The 14,636-nt window shown below is 62.0% G+C and carries 12 protein-coding genes and 1 tRNA gene; 8 read left to right on the plus strand and 5 right to left on the minus strand.

The window, feature by feature from the left end; all coding sequences use genetic code 11:
- Together C5L10_RS08205 and C5L10_RS08210 are read left to right on the plus strand one after the other, a co-directional pair.
- Positions 1–889, plus strand: an 889-nt coding sequence (locus C5L10_RS08205; protein ID WP_245447954.1) for an ABC transporter permease subunit, incomplete at its 5' end; no start/stop codon positions are given.
- A gap of 1 nt (position 890) precedes the next feature.
- On the plus strand, positions 891–1,709 hold the full coding sequence (locus C5L10_RS08210) for an ABC transporter permease (RefSeq protein ID WP_105429247.1): 819 nt from the start codon (positions 891–893) through the stop codon (positions 1,707–1,709).
- 3 nt (positions 1,710–1,712) lie between these two features.
- Here the strand turns inward: C5L10_RS08210 and C5L10_RS08215 are convergent, their stop codons facing one another.
- Both C5L10_RS08215 and C5L10_RS08220 read right to left on the minus strand, forming a co-directional pair.
- Entirely contained in the window at positions 1,713–1,961 is a 249-nt protein-coding gene (locus C5L10_RS08215; protein ID WP_105418443.1) for a hypothetical protein, read from the minus strand.
- A gap of 28 nt (positions 1,962–1,989) precedes the next feature.
- Positions 1,990–3,864, minus strand: coding sequence for an AsmA-like C-terminal region-containing protein (locus tag C5L10_RS08220; RefSeq protein WP_172716948.1), 1,875 nt, complete (start codon positions 3,862–3,864; stop codon positions 1,990–1,992).
- Between the two features lie 181 nt (positions 3,865–4,045).
- On the opposite strand from C5L10_RS08220, the gene C5L10_RS08225 reads away from it, so the two are divergent.
- On the plus strand, positions 4,046–5,998 hold the full coding sequence (locus C5L10_RS08225; protein ID WP_105429249.1) for an acetoacetate--CoA ligase: 1,953 nt from the start codon (positions 4,046–4,048) through the stop codon (positions 5,996–5,998).
- 348 nt (positions 5,999–6,346) lie between these two features.
- Here C5L10_RS08225 and C5L10_RS08230 read toward each other — a convergent pair whose 3' ends face one another.
- Positions 6,347–10,198, minus strand: coding sequence for an ATP-binding protein (locus C5L10_RS08230; protein ID WP_105429250.1), 3,852 nt, complete (start codon positions 10,196–10,198; stop codon positions 6,347–6,349).
- Between the two features lie 237 nt (positions 10,199–10,435).
- Here C5L10_RS08230 and C5L10_RS08235 point away from each other — a divergent pair, with 237 nt between their 5' ends.
- Together C5L10_RS08235 and C5L10_RS08240 are read left to right on the plus strand one after the other, a co-directional pair.
- Positions 10,436–10,882 (plus strand): phasin, encoded by a 447-nt coding sequence (locus tag C5L10_RS08235; protein WP_105429251.1) that lies wholly within the window; start codon positions 10,436–10,438, stop codon positions 10,880–10,882.
- 147 nt (positions 10,883–11,029) lie between these two features.
- Positions 11,030–11,106 (plus strand) — tRNA-His (locus C5L10_RS08240).
- Positions 11,107–11,271: 165 nt separating this feature from the next.
- Here C5L10_RS08240 and C5L10_RS08245 read toward each other — a convergent pair.
- Entirely contained in the window at positions 11,272–11,916 is a 645-nt protein-coding gene (locus tag C5L10_RS08245; RefSeq protein WP_105429252.1) for an NrsF family protein, read from the minus strand.
- Positions 11,913–12,461 (minus strand): sigma-70 family RNA polymerase sigma factor, encoded by a 549-nt coding sequence (locus C5L10_RS08250; RefSeq protein WP_105429253.1) that lies wholly within the window; start codon positions 12,459–12,461, stop codon positions 11,913–11,915. Before C5L10_RS08250 ends, C5L10_RS08245 begins: the two co-directional genes overlap by 4 nt.
- A gap of 185 nt (positions 12,462–12,646) precedes the next feature.
- Here C5L10_RS08250 and C5L10_RS08255 point away from each other — a divergent pair, with 185 nt between their 5' ends.
- The 3 genes from C5L10_RS08255 to C5L10_RS08265 all read left to right on the plus strand — a co-directional run bounded on the left by C5L10_RS08255 (position 12,647) and on the right by C5L10_RS08265 (position 14,632).
- Entirely contained in the window at positions 12,647–12,910 is a 264-nt protein-coding gene (locus C5L10_RS08255; RefSeq protein ID WP_105429254.1) for a pentapeptide MXKDX repeat protein, read from the plus strand.
- Positions 12,911–13,004: 94 nt separating this feature from the next.
- On the plus strand, positions 13,005–13,859 hold the full coding sequence (locus C5L10_RS08260) for a cytochrome b/b6 domain-containing protein (protein ID WP_105429255.1): 855 nt from the start codon (positions 13,005–13,007) through the stop codon (positions 13,857–13,859).
- A complete protein-coding gene (locus tag C5L10_RS08265; RefSeq protein ID WP_105429256.1) occupies positions 13,856–14,632 on the plus strand; it encodes a molybdopterin-dependent oxidoreductase in 777 nt (258 codons plus the stop codon). The genes C5L10_RS08260 and C5L10_RS08265 overlap by 4 nt, the downstream gene beginning before the upstream one ends.
- Positions 14,633–14,636: the final 4 nt, after the last annotated feature.

Below are 14,636 nucleotides of genomic sequence, written 5' to 3' on the forward strand. Positions count from 1 at the left end.
CAACAAACCCAACCCCGCCCGCTGGCTGGTGGTCGCGGTGCCCTATCTCTGGCTGCTGCTGTTCTTCGTCGCCCCTTTCCTGATCATCTTCAAGATTTCGCTCTCCGAGACGGCGATCGCCATGCCGCCCTATACGCCGCTGTTCGAAGGGTTCGGCGCATTCGGCGATTTCGTTTCCGAACTCGATCTCGACAACTATCTCTTCCTGACCGACGATCCGCTTTACATAGAGGCCTATCTCTCTTCGCTGCGCATCGCGGTGATCTCTACCTTCCTGCTGCTGCTGATCGGTTATCCCATGGCGCTCGCCATGGCCCGCGCCCCGACCACGCTGCGGCCGACGCTGGTCATGCTGGTCATCCTGCCGTTCTGGACGTCCTTCCTGATCCGCGTTTACGCCTGGATAGGCATCCTGAAGCCCGACGGACTGCTGACGCTGCTGTTTCAGTCGGTCGGCCTTCTCGGCGCGGATGAGCAGGTTCAGGTCTTCCGCACCGACTACGCGGTCTTTGTCGGCATCGTCTATTCCTATCTGCCATTCATGGTCCTGCCGCTCTATGCGGCTCTGGAAAAGATGGACAATACTCTGCTGGAGGCCGCGAGCGATCTCGGCTGCCCGCCCTGGAAGGCATTCTGGAAGATCACCTTCCCCTTGTCGCTGCCGGGCGTGATCGCCGGTTCGATGATCTGCTTCATCCCGATCACCGGCGAATTCGTCATCCCGGATCTCCTCGGCGGCGCCGACACGCTGATGATCGGCAAGACGCTGTGGACGGAATTTTTCGGCAACCGCGACTGGCCGCTGGCATCGGCCGTGGCGGTCATCCTGCTGGTCATGCTGGTCGTACCGATCATGATTTTCCAGAACCAGCAGAAGAAGGTGGCTTGAGATGAAATCATCCCGCTTCGACGCCACCGTCCTGACCCTCGGTTTCGCCTTCCTCTACATCCCGATCATCATCCTGGTGGTCTATTCGTTCAATGCCTCCAAGCTCGTCACGGTCTGGGGCGGCTTTTCGCTGCAATGGTATCGCACGATGTGGTCGAACCAGGGTCTCATGGACGCCGCGTGGGTAACGGCACGCGTCGGCATCATCAGCGCCACGATCGGTACGGTGCTCGGCACCTTCGCGGCCCTTTCCCTCGTGCGCTTCACGCGCTTTCCCGGCCGGATGCTGTTTTCCGGGATGATCTATGCGCCGCTCGTCATGCCGGAAGTGATCACCGGCCTGTCGATGCTGCTGTTGTTCGTCGCGGTCGGCATCGATCGCGGTTTCTGGACTGTCATCATTGCGCATACGACCTTCACGATGTGCTATGTGGCGATCGTCGTGCAGTCGCGGCTGCTGACCTTCGACCGGAGCCTGGAGGAGGCGGCCCTCGATCTCGGCTGCCCGCCGGTCAAGACCTTCTTCAAGATCACCCTGCCATTGATCTTTCCGGCGGTCATCGCCGGCTGGATGCTGGCCTTCACGCTGTCGCTGGACGACCTGGTGATTGCGAGCTTCACCACAGGTCCCGGCGCCACCACGTTGCCGATCAAGATCTACAGCCAGGTTCGCCTGGGCGTCACGCCGGAAATCAACGCGATCTGCACCATTCTGATCGGGCTTGTCACCATCGGCGTCATCATCACCTCGATCACCACCAAGCAGGCCGAGATGCGGCGTATCCGCGACGAGCACGTCGCAGCCCGTGGTACGACCTGAGGCTCACTCGCCTCCGCGCGGCGGCATGAAGATGTAGATGAGCAGCCAGGCCGGCAGCACGATGACGGCGCCGAGCACGACGCGCGGCACCGACCAGACATAGGCGTTCTCGAGCCCGATCCGGATATCGTCCGGCGTCAGGTGCAGGAGCGCCAGCAGCGACGGCATGGTGATGCCGAAAAAGCTCAAGACCGCGCCCATGATGAGACAGGCGAGCAGCGCCTTGCATAGATTGATCAGGAACCGCGCCACCAGATTACCCCCATCCGGTTGATTCGGTTCATTGTAGGGGTTTCGCCGGAGTTTGCGAAACAGGCCAGATGACTGGGTTTGGCCAGGACCCGCCGATGAAGACCCTCAGCGGCGCGGCATTGGCACCCTGCGGGATCGTTTCGACGATCGCCGAGAGCGCGAGGCTGTTGTTGATATAAGGAATGACGCCCGAAAGCGTCAGCGTTTCCGCGGCGCCGGTGATCTTCCCCTCGCGGATATCGGCCGAACCGTCCGCAAGATTGGCGGATATGTCGATATGGTCGAATTCCAGGTTGCCGGTGCCGGCATCGCTCAGGGGAAAATAGGGTTTTTGCGCCGCGAGCTGCCGGATGCCGGCAATATTGACGCCTGAAAACGAACCGCGGTCCGCGCGGAAGCGCAAGGTACCCTTGGCGTTGCGCCAGGCTTCCGGCTCCAGCGGCCGGTCGACGTCGAGCGCCAGGTCCAACGATCCGCGTGCCGCCGGAAGTGGCCCGGCGAGGCCGAGTTCCCTGACGATATTCCCGAAATCGGCGTCCTGGACAGCAAGGCGCAGGGCGACGGCCCCTGCCACGCCGCCTTTTACGGTGGCGACCCGGCCGGTCAGCCGGCCCGTCTCGAAATCGCTGTCGGCAATGTCGATACGGGATTGCTCGCCGGTGTTCATCACGCTCACGGCGGCCTCCGAAAGCTGGAAAGGTCCGAGTGTCGCCTGCTGGGCGGAAAGCCTCAGGTCGAGTTCCAGATCGGCGAGCTGGCCATCGCCCTGGCTGGCGTCTCCCATGGTGCGCGGCTTAATGGCGGCAAGTGCGGCGGAAAAATCCATCCGGTCGAAGGCGAGCGTGCCGGTCAGTCTCGGCGGTTTGTCCGCGGGCAGCAGCAGATCGAGTATGCCCGTCGCCTTGGCGTCGTTCAGGCTGAGGGAGAGGTTGTCGAAGCGAAGGACGTTGTCGTTGGTAACGAGGTGGGTCGTCAACGAGAAGCTTTTCAAGCGTTCCGTGCCGGAAAAGTTCAGGTCGGCCCAGCTCATCGCCGCCGCAAGGTCGGGGACCGTCAGTTCGGCATCGCCCGAAAGAAATGCCTGCGCCGCAAGGTTGGCGACGCCTCGGAACTGGCCCCGAAAGAGGGAGGATGCCATCGTGCCCGAGATATCGCCGCTTTTGCCCGAGAGCAGCAGCAGGGGCTGGGGCGAACTTATGTCCAGCGTCAGCGCCCGGCCGTTGAGCTCGGCATCCGCCTTGAGCTCCAGGCCGCGAGAAAGCCAGGGCCAGTCGAGCGTTCCGTCGATCGATTGGAACCGTGTGACGCGGCCGCTGGCGAGGTCGGAGATTTCGAGTGTTCCGTTGGTGATGCCGACATCGCCCATGCGTGCATCGTCATCCGCCGTCAGCGTCTGGCCGCTGCCGTCCGGCCGCGCACCGCGCACTGCACGGCTGAGCAGCCCGTCATTCGCCCAGTCGAGCCTGCCGTCGGCCTCCCTGATGACGTAGATTTCCGGATCCGTGAGCCGAAAGTCCTTGAACTCGGGCTGGCCGACCAGGGCCTGCAGGAGGTCGAACGACGCCGAAAGCCGTGAGACCCGGCCGAGCACGCGCTCGCCGTCCTCCGCCTGCTTGCGGATGGTGATGTCCCTGAGCGTGACCCGAGGTTCGGGCCAGAAGCGGATATCCGGTGTTCCCTCGATTTCCACGTCATGGCCGGTCCATTCGGCGACCGCCCGCTCCATGCTTTCGCGCACGACGGCCGATGAAACGAGGAACGGTGCGACAACCTGGAAAAGCGCGAACAGGCAGAGGGCGACGATGGCGCCGATCAGAACGCGGCGCGACCGCCGGCCCAGCGGGCGGCCCAGGTTCTTCCGCAGATTTCCGATCGGATTGGTGAGCATGATCATCACGCGCATATAGGAAATGCCGGCCCCGTGCAAATCCGGGAAACATCCCCGGCTGTCTCCTTTATAATGCGGTGCAACATGCTATAAAAGCCGATACGCTGCGAGCTCGCAGGGTCTGGTGTGATGGAGACGAGGCAGAACCCTGGTTTCCAATGTCGGGGCGGGGTTCTCCGAGGGTGGAGGAATGGGAATGGGCAATGAACAGCCGCTCTGGGAGCCCTCGAAGGAAGTACAGCAGAAAACCCCGCTTTATCATTTCATCAATTGGTGCGCCGAGCGCTTTGGCAAAAGCTTTCCCGACTATGATGCGTTCTACGCGTGGTCGATCAGCGAGCGCGCCGAATTCTGGTCGGCGGTCTGGGATTTCTGCGGCGTCAAGGGCGAGCGCGGCGAACGCGCACTGATCAACGGCGAAGACATGCTCGCCGCCCGTTTCTTCCCTGATGCGACGCTGAATTTCGCCGAAAATCTACTCTCCGGAACAGGCGCCGGAGACGCGCTGATCTTCCGCGGCGAGGACAAGGTGGGCTATCGCTGGTCCTGGGATAAACTTCGCGCCGAAGTCTCTCGTCTGCAGCAGGCCTTCAGGGTGCTCGGTATCGAGAAGGGCGACCGCATTGCTGCGATGATGCCGAATATGCCGGAAACCATTGCCTGCATGTTGGCCACCGCCTCGATCGGTGCCATCTGGTCTTCCTGTTCACCTGATTTTGGCGAACAGGGCGTGCTCGACCGTTTCAGCCAGATCGACCCAAAGCTGTTCATCACCTGCGATGGCTACTGGTACAACGGCAAGCTCCAGGACGTCGTCGCCAAGGTGAGGGCGGTTTCCTCGGTGCTGAAGACGCCGGTTCTGGTGGTGCCTTATGCCGGCGACGCTCCCGCACTCGCCGCATCGCTTGCCGATGGCCGTACACTTGCCGATTTCACGGCGCCTTATGAAGCGAAGGCCGCCGAGTTCGAGCCCCTGCCGTTCTCCCACCCGCTCTACATTCTCTTCTCGTCCGGCACGACCGGGGTGCCGAAATGTATCGTCCATTCGGCCGGCGGCACGCTGCTGCAACATCTCAAGGAACATCGCTTCCATTGCAGCCTCGAGCCTGGCGAAAGGATGTTCTATTTCACCACCTGCGGCTGGATGATGTGGAACTGGCTGGCGTCAGGCCTCGCGGTCGGTGCCACGCTCTGCCTGTTCGACGGGTCGCCCTTCGCGCCGGATGGCAACGTCCTGTTCGACTATGCCGAAGCAGAAAAGTTCGCGGTGTTCGGCACCTCGGCGAAATATATCGACGCGCTCCGCAAGGGCAGCATCGTGCCGAAGCAGAGCCACGATCTGGCTGCGCTCAGGCTCATCATCTCCACCGGTTCGCCGCTCTCGCCGGAAGGTTTTTCCTTCGTCTACGAAGGCATCAAATCGGACGTGCATCTCGCCTCGATTTCAGGCGGCACCGACATCGTCTCCACCTTCGTGCTCGGCAATCCGCTGAAGCCGGTCTGGCGTGGTGAGATCCAGGGGCCGGGTCTGGGGCTTGCCGTCGACGTCTGGAACGACGACGGCAAGCCGGTGCGCCGGGAAAAAGGCGAACTCGTCTGCCCCAAGGCCTTCCCGTGCATGCCGCTCATGTTCTGGAACGATCCCGAAGGTCAGAAATACCGGGCGGCCTATTTCGAGCGCTTCGACAATGTCTGGTGCCACGGTGATTTCGCCGAATGGACCGAACATGACGGCATCGTCATCCATGGCCGCTCCGACGCGACACTCAATCCGGGCGGCGTGCGGATCGGTACCGCCGAGATCTACAATCAGGTGGAGCAGATGGAGGAGGTCGCGGAAGCCATCTGCATCGGCCAGGACTGGGACGACGACGTCCGCGTCATCCTGTTCGTCCGCCTCACCGGCGATCTCAAGCTCGACGACGATCTTACCAAGGCGATCAAGGCCCGCATCCGCACCGGCGCTTCGCCGCGCCATGTACCGGCAAAGGTCATCCAGGTCGCCGATATCCCCCGCACCAAGTCCGGCAAGATCGTCGAACTGGCGGTCCGCGACGTCGTGCATGGCCGGGCGGTCAGGAACAAGGAGACGCTCGCCAATCCGGAAGCGCTCGATCTGTTCGACGGCCTTGTCGAGTTGAAAAGCTGAATCGCCCGCGTATCGCCAACGAGGCGAGATGTATCGATACGGCACATCTTCGGCATGAATTCCAGAAATGGGTCGCTGTTAACGACCCATTAAGCCGCTTTGATCAAAAGTGGAGCAACATGGTTTCGTCTCGTGTATGAACTACGCCTAGCCGCGAGTTTTCATAGACATGACGTCTCCACCGACCCTCGTTGGACAGCATTAAACTTCAAAGGCAGCTTCGGCTGCCTTTCTTTTAATGTTTGAGACAACCTAGGGAAGCTATAAGCTTCGACGCAACCACGAATGCTGCCTGCCACTGTCCCCGGTCAAGCCAGGAGGATGCGAAACTGGTCGCAGTCTCCCGGATCAGTTCGCCAGCACCCGCGGCGAGGGGAAGGTGATTTCCACCAGCGTGCCTTCGTTCGGTGCAGAGGTGATCGCGAAGGCGGCGCGGTTTGCATCGACCATCGCCTTGGTCAGCGGCAGACCGAGGCCGGTGCCGTCGCCGCGCTTGCGGGAGGCGCTCGCAACCTGGCGGAACGGCTTCATCGCAAGCTCCAGCTCCGAGCGGGTCATGCCGATGCCGGTATCGCGGACGCGAAGGACCACGTTGCCGTTGGTCTCGTAGGCCGTGGATACGACGATCTGACCGCCGGAGGGCGTGAAGCGGATGGCGTTCGACAGGATGTTCAGCACGATCTGCTTGATCGAGCGCGGGTCGGCGACCACCTGCGGCACGGCATGCGAGAGGGCCGTGCGGATGATCACCCGCTGGCCGTTTGCCTGCGGCTGTACCAGCGAGACGGCTTCCGACACCGCCTCGTTCAGGCCGACCGCGACGAAATCGAGCTCCATCTCGCCGGCCTCGATCTTGGAAATGTCGAGGAGGTCGTTGACGATATCGAGCACATGTCGACCGGAACGGCTGATGTCATTGGCATATTCCACATAACGCGCATGGCCGATCTGGCCGAAACGTTCGCTCGCCATCATGTCGGCAAAGCCGATGATCGCGTTGAGCGGTGTGCGGATTTCGTGGCTCACATGGGCGAGGAACTCGCTCTTGTGGGCGTTCGCCGTCTCGGCAGCACGCTTGGCGGTGCGCAGCTCGTCTTCGGTGCGCTTCCACTGGGTGATGTCGCGGATGACCGCGCAATAGCCGTTCGAGGAGGTCAATTTGCCGATCGTCATGAACAGCGGCAGAAAGCCGCCGGAAGCCTCGCGGCCGATGACCTCGCGGCCGTCGTTGAGAACGCTCGCCACGCCATGGCCGGCAAGCCCGGCGAGATAATCGAGGATCGCCCGCTGGCTCTCATGGGCGAACAGGGTGACGAAAGGTTTGCCGTTGATCTCTTCATTGTCGTAGTTGAAGAGTGCGCTCGCCGCCCGGTTCAGAGAGCGGATGTCGCCATCGGCGCCGATGATCACCACGCCGTCGGTGGCCGTTTCCAGGATGGCGCGCAGTTCGGTTACCTCGACCTGCAGCTTGGCGAGTTGGTCGGCGGCGCGAGGCGCGCGCAGGGGAATGACCGCCGCCGCTTCTCCATCCTCGGTGGAGCCCTGGCTCTCGGCAACGACCGGCATCAGCGCCAACATGAGAACAGTCGAATTGTCCCAGCGGACGGACTGCAGGCGCGCCGTCACCGGCACCAGCACATCGTCGGCGCGCACCACGACCATACCGCCGGCTTCCGTTGTCTTGCCTTCGAGGTCCTGGCGCTGCAGCAGCGCATCGAGACCGCCGACTTCCGCCAGCTCGTCGATCGAGGGATAGCCGGTCAGCCGCAGGAATTCCGGATTGCCGTAGATCAAGGTGTCGCCGCTGTGGACGAGAAGCGCCACCGGCATCTGGTCGACGATCTCCGCGGAAAGGCCGATACGCTCGCGAACCGGTATCATCTGGCTCAAGAGTTCGCGGTCGGAAAGTTCCGGATGCGGGTCGGCCGGAGCCTCCACAGCGGTTTCCGTCTCTTCGGTGGGCTCGATCGGTCCGTCGGCAAAAGCCTGGTTCGCGTCTTCGGCGAAGGCGATCGCCTCTTCCTCGGAAATCTCTTCCGAAACGGGGGCGACAGGTTCCTCGTGCACCGCCTCAAGCTCGAGCTGAGCCGGCTCTATCGCGCTCGGCTCGTTCTGTTCGACAACGGGTAGCTCCGCCTCGGTCGGGGCCTCCGGCGTCTTTTCCTCGTTGCGGCGACCGACGAAATTGTCGAGCTGTCGGGCGATTTCGCGGAAAGCCGCCTGTTCGACGGGGGTCAGTCCGTCGCGGCGGTTGGAGCGGCGCTCTTCCAGCTGGATGACCTTGTCGGAATGGCGGCGGCCGGCATTGTCGACGATCCGCAGTGCCGGGCGTTCGCCGGCCGGCCAGTCGAGCAGCGAAGGGATCTGCCGCCCCGACTTGGACGGCTGCGGCGCCTCCTCTTGTGCCGGCTCCGGTAGCAGGTCTTCGGATGGCGCTGCATCGGCGGATATGTCTTCGGCGGCAGCCGGCTGCTCGGCATCTTCCGCGACTTCCAGCTCTTCGATCACCGAAGCCTCGGCAGCCGGTTCGTCATACTCGGAACTTCCAGCAATGGCATCCTCGGCTTCGCCCTGCAGACCGTCGTCTGCCACCATTTCCGGTGCATCGGCGGGTACCTCGTAGCTTTCGAAAACAGTCTCAGCTTCCGGCTCGGCCACATCCTCCGGCACCGCCCGGGTCAGGGTCAGGCCGACGGCATTCGGATCCTCGGCTGCATCGCCGATGCGCACGATGCCAAAGCCGCGAAAACCGTCGAACTCGCGGGTGCGGGTATAGGTCGGCAGCGCGGCGAGATCGACCGGCACCATCAGCGACGTGCCCTCGATCGGCCACCAGATCGTCTTGCCGGACCAGGTGTCGCGCTTCTGGAGCAGCTCGGTGATTTTGCCCTCGGGATCGAGATGGAAGAGGGCGGCGAGATCGGTAAAGGCCATGCCGTTGATATCGGCGGCATGGGGGCCGACGGCATCGGCAAATTCGCTCGAAACTTCCCTGAACCGGCCTTCCGCATCGATCTTCCAGACGAAGCGGGTGGCGCGCCCGTCGCCGCGGAAGACGAAACCAGCCGGTTCCGGCGCGGTAATTTCGGCTGCAGGCTGGATTACAGGCGCTGCCTCCACGGTCTCCAGCTGGGCAGCCGATGTATCCTCGATCGCGGTTGGAGAAACCAGCTCCTCGGCCGCCTCGATCGCGTCATCGGGGGAAAGGGCCTCGGCGTCCGCGGCCGGCACGTCCTCTTCAGGCGCGACCTCTTCTGCCGGCTCCTCGAAGTCCGCGGACTGAACCGGCGAGGCATCGCCGCCGGCTTCCAGCGAAATTTCTTCTTCCGGCTCTTCCGTATCCTCGATTTCGGAGACAGCGGCGATCACCTCGGCAAAATCGTCCACCGGCTCGGCCTCGACCGTGAAGTCCTCGGTGTCGCCGCTCGCAGCGGGTTCCGTGGTCTCCTCGCCGATCTCGGCATTCGCCGGATCGTCTTCGGCGAGCGTCGGTGCCTCGTCGCGGGGCTCATAGCCGTTGGCGACGGCGGCGCGGCCCTGTTCCGTCTCGACCGTGAACAGGAGATGCAGGGCCGGTTCGCTCGACAGCTTGCCGATGGCAGCCGGCAGGTAGCCCTTGGAGGTCGGGATCGGGCGCTTGACGAGGCGGCTCGGATCGGCGCCCGCCATGGTCGCCATCATCTTGGCCGTCTGGGTGGAAACGCCAAGCCCCGCGAACTCGGCCGAGGCCGCAAGCACCTCGCCGTTTTCGTCGATCACCGCCATATGCGTATCGGGATCGTCGAAGCCTTCGATCATCCGGGCCGCGGAGGCCGAAGGCGCGAGCCTGCCCCGTTCCACCGGCGCGCTGAACAGCACGGCCGTTTCGCCCTGGACCTGGACAAGCTCGCAGATAGCCTGCACGGGAATGCGCTGGAAACCGGAGGCGACGCGGATCGTCAGGTTGCGGATGTCGCCGACTTCGCCAAGCTGGCGCGCGGCCGCTTCGATCTGACGGAAGGCGATATCGACGCGGTTGGGACCCTGGTCGAGGAAATCGTAGATGGAGCCGAAACCGAAAAGATCGGCGCCGCGCCCGTTCGCCCAGAGAGGGTTTTGCATGTCCGGAGAAAACAGCACGATCGCTTCGCCTGCCGCAAAACGATCGCGGACGCGCTCGTGCACGGCAATGTCGATGAACGGGTATTGAACTGCGGACATAGGCAAGACCTACAGGGCGTTTGTGACCGGATTTCTACGTAGTTTAACGGATTGTTAATAACCTTCCCCTGCCTTCGGGTCGAGAGCGCCGCCGTCCAAACCTCGGATAGGGTTAATGCCGGGACTCATTTTATTGTGCAGCGCACAATGATATTGCAATGCACAACGAGATGGTCTATATAAGAGGCATGACATCTTCGGTTCTGCCGAAGAAATCGCCAACGAGGACCTGAAACGATGGCATACAAGACCGACGATATCTTTTCCTTCTCCGCTTTCGATCCGTCCAAGATGACCGAAGGCTTTCGCGACTTCGCCGAAAAGGGTGCCACCCAGTCTCGCGAAGCCTATGCTAAGATGAAAACCGCTGCCGAGGAAGCCACCAAGACGGTGGAATCCACAATGCAGTCGGCCCAGTCCGGCTCTGTAGAGCTTGGCCTCAAGGCGATCGACGCTCTGCGTACCAATGCTGAAAACTCGCTGACCCATATGGAATCGCTGCTCGGCGTGAAATCCTTTGCCGAACTGATCGAACTGCAGACTGGTTTCATCCGCAAGCAGGCTGAAATCACGGTTGAGCAGGCCAAGTCCATGCAGGACACCGCCCGCAAGATCGTCGAAGACGTGACGAAGCCGGGCAAGGAAGCCGCTGAAAAGGTCATGACGACCTTCAAGGCTGCCTAATTCTTAAGGCATGATTTTAAGGAGAAGGCCGGAGCATGCTCCGGCCTCTTCTATTTGCGGGAAAGGACTTTCTATTTGCGGGATAGGACTTGCAAAAAAAGTCCGATCGCCGTATGTGACCCCCCAACGGCGCCCAAGGGCGTTTGTGCGGTTGTAGCTCAGTTGGTTAGAGCGCAGGTTTGTGGCACCTGAGGTCGGAGGTTCGAGACCCCCCAACCGTACCATTTCTTCCAGATCAAGAGTTTTGTCGGAACGGACGGCACTCCGAGTGTTTAGGCACTCGTGCACCGTAATCGACCAGGTCTGCCGCTGAATTCCGCACCTTATATTATCGTAAACTGGTCGGCTGCTGGAAATGAATTATCGACCCAAGGCATCTTCCCGCCGGCTCACCAGCGGAGCAGCCGGGGTCCCAGAAGCGAGCCGAGAATGCCGGTCAGCAGGATGCCGAGCGAATACCAGATGAGCACGAAAGGCATGCCGTTCTCGGTGCAGAACCAGGAATAGACCCAGGCGCCGGCGGCACCCGCCGCAATCCCCGCGATGAAGCCGGTGAGCCTCAGGTCCGTCGGCGCGCCGCGGCGAAGCACCCACACGTTCCCGGCAAGCACCGGAAGCGCGAAAAGGAAGATCAGCAAAGGGCAATGGAGCGCTGACGATCCGATGATCAAGGAGCGATAGGTCTCAGCCGGCGACATCATCAGCTGGCTGACGGCAACCACGGTCATGATCGCAACGATCGCCGCCGCGACCTGGAAGAACCGCCCTCTGGAACCGTCGGGCCGCGCCAGATGGTAGGCGGCGAGGAACGCGGCGATCGCCAGCAGCACGTTATAGGCGGACTTGATCCAGAACACCGGCAACATCAGAGCTTCCGCCATGTCTATGCGCAGGCCGAGGATCGCCAGCATCAGCACCAGCGACACGGCGAGCGCCGGCAGGACGCCGGCCACGAAGCGCCGCGCCAGCGCATGGCGCGGCACAGGCTTCAATTCGCCCACCAGGCTGTCGATGATGTCGTCCGTCTTTCTCACTGTCCGCCTCGCAATTTCTCCGCCAGTGCCTTGATCCCTCTATGAATGCCGACCTTGACGGCCGATTCCGATTGGCCGGTCCGGTTTGCCGTGTCCGCGACGGATTGGCCCTCGAGCTTCACTTGGCGGATCAATTCCCGTTGTTTCGCCGGCAGGCCGTCCAGAAGCCGTTCGACATCCATGCGCGCCGTCAGGCCTTCCTCGTTGTAGTCGCTCTCGAAATCCTCGCCGAGCTCCGTTTCCGCCATCATCCGGCTGCCGCGGCCGCGATGGTGGTCGATCAGCTTGTAGCGGGCGATCGAGAAGAACCATGCGGTAAACGGCCGCTCGCGATCGTAGGTTTCCCGGCGGGAATGCAGCGCCAGCAATGTTTCCTGGACGAGGTCTTCCATGTCCGCTTTCGTCGCAGCAGCCATTCGGCGGCTGTAATATCCGACAAGCAGGGCGCGCACTGCGTTGAGCAAACGCCGATAGGCGGCCTCGTCCCCATCAAGAGACAGAAGCATCAGGGCCTTCAGGGCTTCTTCCGAATGGGTGCTCGTCATGCTGTTCAATGATTATTCGGAGAAGCACATAAACGGTTACATCCGGAATGGAAAATATTCCGGATGCTTTCGGCCTATCACATAACCGTGACGCTGTAACGACTTTCTGGCCGGGTCGAATTGATGGGTGTGAGCCCTCGGCACGCAGCCGGCGGACACATCGATTGATCCCAGGAGGACATCCCATGACCAAGCTTCTTTCCTGCCTCGCAGCCTGCACCTTTGTTGTCGGCCTTTCGCTTGCCGGTGCGGCGAACGCTCAGAGCAGCACGAGCACCGACACGATGAAGAAGGACTCCATGAAGACCGACGCCATGAAACCGGATGCTATGAAGAAGGACTCGATGGCGACCGGCAGCACCAAGACCGACTGCATGCACAAGGCGGGCATGGAAAAGGACGCGATGAAGAAGTCCGACATGATGAAGGCCTGTGACGCGATGAAGTGACGCCATGAAATGATCTGCCGCGGCCGCTGAAACTTTCTGCCCGGCGGCCGCGTCTATCTGCTGGAGCCCGATTTCCGCATTCGGAGGAAACACCATGGCCACGATCGATGCCGGCGCTGCGACCGGCCGGACGGTCATCTACCGCCACAGCCTGCTGGTGCGCCTGTCGCACTGGGTGAATGTGCTCTGCATGACCGTGCTGCTGTTCAGCGGCCTGCAGATATTCAATGCCCACCCGACGCTCTACTGGGGCCAATACGGTGCGAATAACGATCCTTCCTTCATTTCCACGGAGGCGGTCGAGGATGGCGACAAGGCGAAGGGCCTTACGCATATCGGCTCGATGACCTTCGACACGACCGGATTTCTCGGCGTTTCTAACGTGAACGGCGAGGCGACCGCACGAGGGTTCCCCGATTGGCTGACGATCCCGAGCTATCAGGACCTAGCAAGCGGCCGGCGCTGGCATTTCTTCTTTGCGTGGCTGTTCGTCATCAACGGCTTCATCTATCTCGCCTATGGATTGTTGAGCCGTCATTTCCGCCGCGATCTCCTGCCGGCCCGGGATGAGCTGACGCCCGCCCATATCGGCCACGAAATCGCCAATCACGCCCGGCTGCGGTTTGCGAAAGGGCCGGAGGCGCGGCATTACAACACGCTGCAGAAGCTCAGCTATGTCGCGGTGATCATCCTTCTCCTGCCGCTGATGATCCTCACGGGGCTCACCATGTCGCCCGGCTTCAATGCCGTGGCACCCTGGTTGCTCGATGTCTTCGGCGGCCGCCAATCGGCCCGCACGATCCATTTCCTCACCGCGTTTTCGCTGGTCGCCTTCGTGGTGGTCCACGTGGCGATGGTGATCCTGTCGGGCGTCTTCAACAATCTGCGTTCGATGATCACCGGCTACTACGCGATCGACCAAGCCGACATTAAGGGAGACAGGCAATGAGCAGCATCTTCACCCGCCGCCGCTTCCTGATCGGCGCGACCATGACGGCTTCGGCGCTCGGTTTGAGCGGCTGCGACGCGCTCGTCGAAAGCGACCGGACGAAATCGGTCCTCAAGATCGCCGAGGGGCTTTCGATGAAAACCCAGCGCTTCCTGCTCGGTGATAACGCGCTGGCACGGGAGTTCACGGAGGCGGATCTGTCCCCGGTCTTTCGGGCCAACGGCACCAGCATGCCGGACAATCCGCAATATCTCGACTGGATGAACCGGCAGTTCTCGACGTGGAAGCTGGATATCTTCGGCCTGGTCGAAAAGCCGATGCAGCTGTCGCTCGCCGACCTGAAAGCGCTGCCGGCCCGCACCCAGATTACCCGGCACGACTGCGTCGAAGGCTGGAGCGCCATCGGCAAATGGACCGGCGTGCCGCTCGGCGCGCTGCTCAACACGGTCGGCCTGAAGCCGGAAGCCCGCTACATCGTCTTCCATTGCGCCGACGAGTACGAGAAGTCGCTCGACGGCAGCGGCTGGTATTACGAGAGCATCGACCTGGTGGATGCCTTCCATCCGCAGACCATCCTCGCCCACACGATGAACGGCCGGGACCTCGAAGTCGCACATGGCGCGCCGCTGCGGCTGCGCGTCGAGCGCCAGCTCGGCTACAAGCAGGCGAAATATCTGACCCGCATCGAGGCGGTGGCCGATCTCGGTCGCCTTTACGGCGGCAACGGCGGTTTCTGGGAGGATCGCGGCTACGAATGGTATGCCGGGATCTGAAGAG

Source organism: Neorhizobium sp. T6_25, from assembly GCF_002968555.1.
Taxonomy (GTDB): Bacteria; Pseudomonadota; Alphaproteobacteria; order Rhizobiales; family Rhizobiaceae; genus Neorhizobium.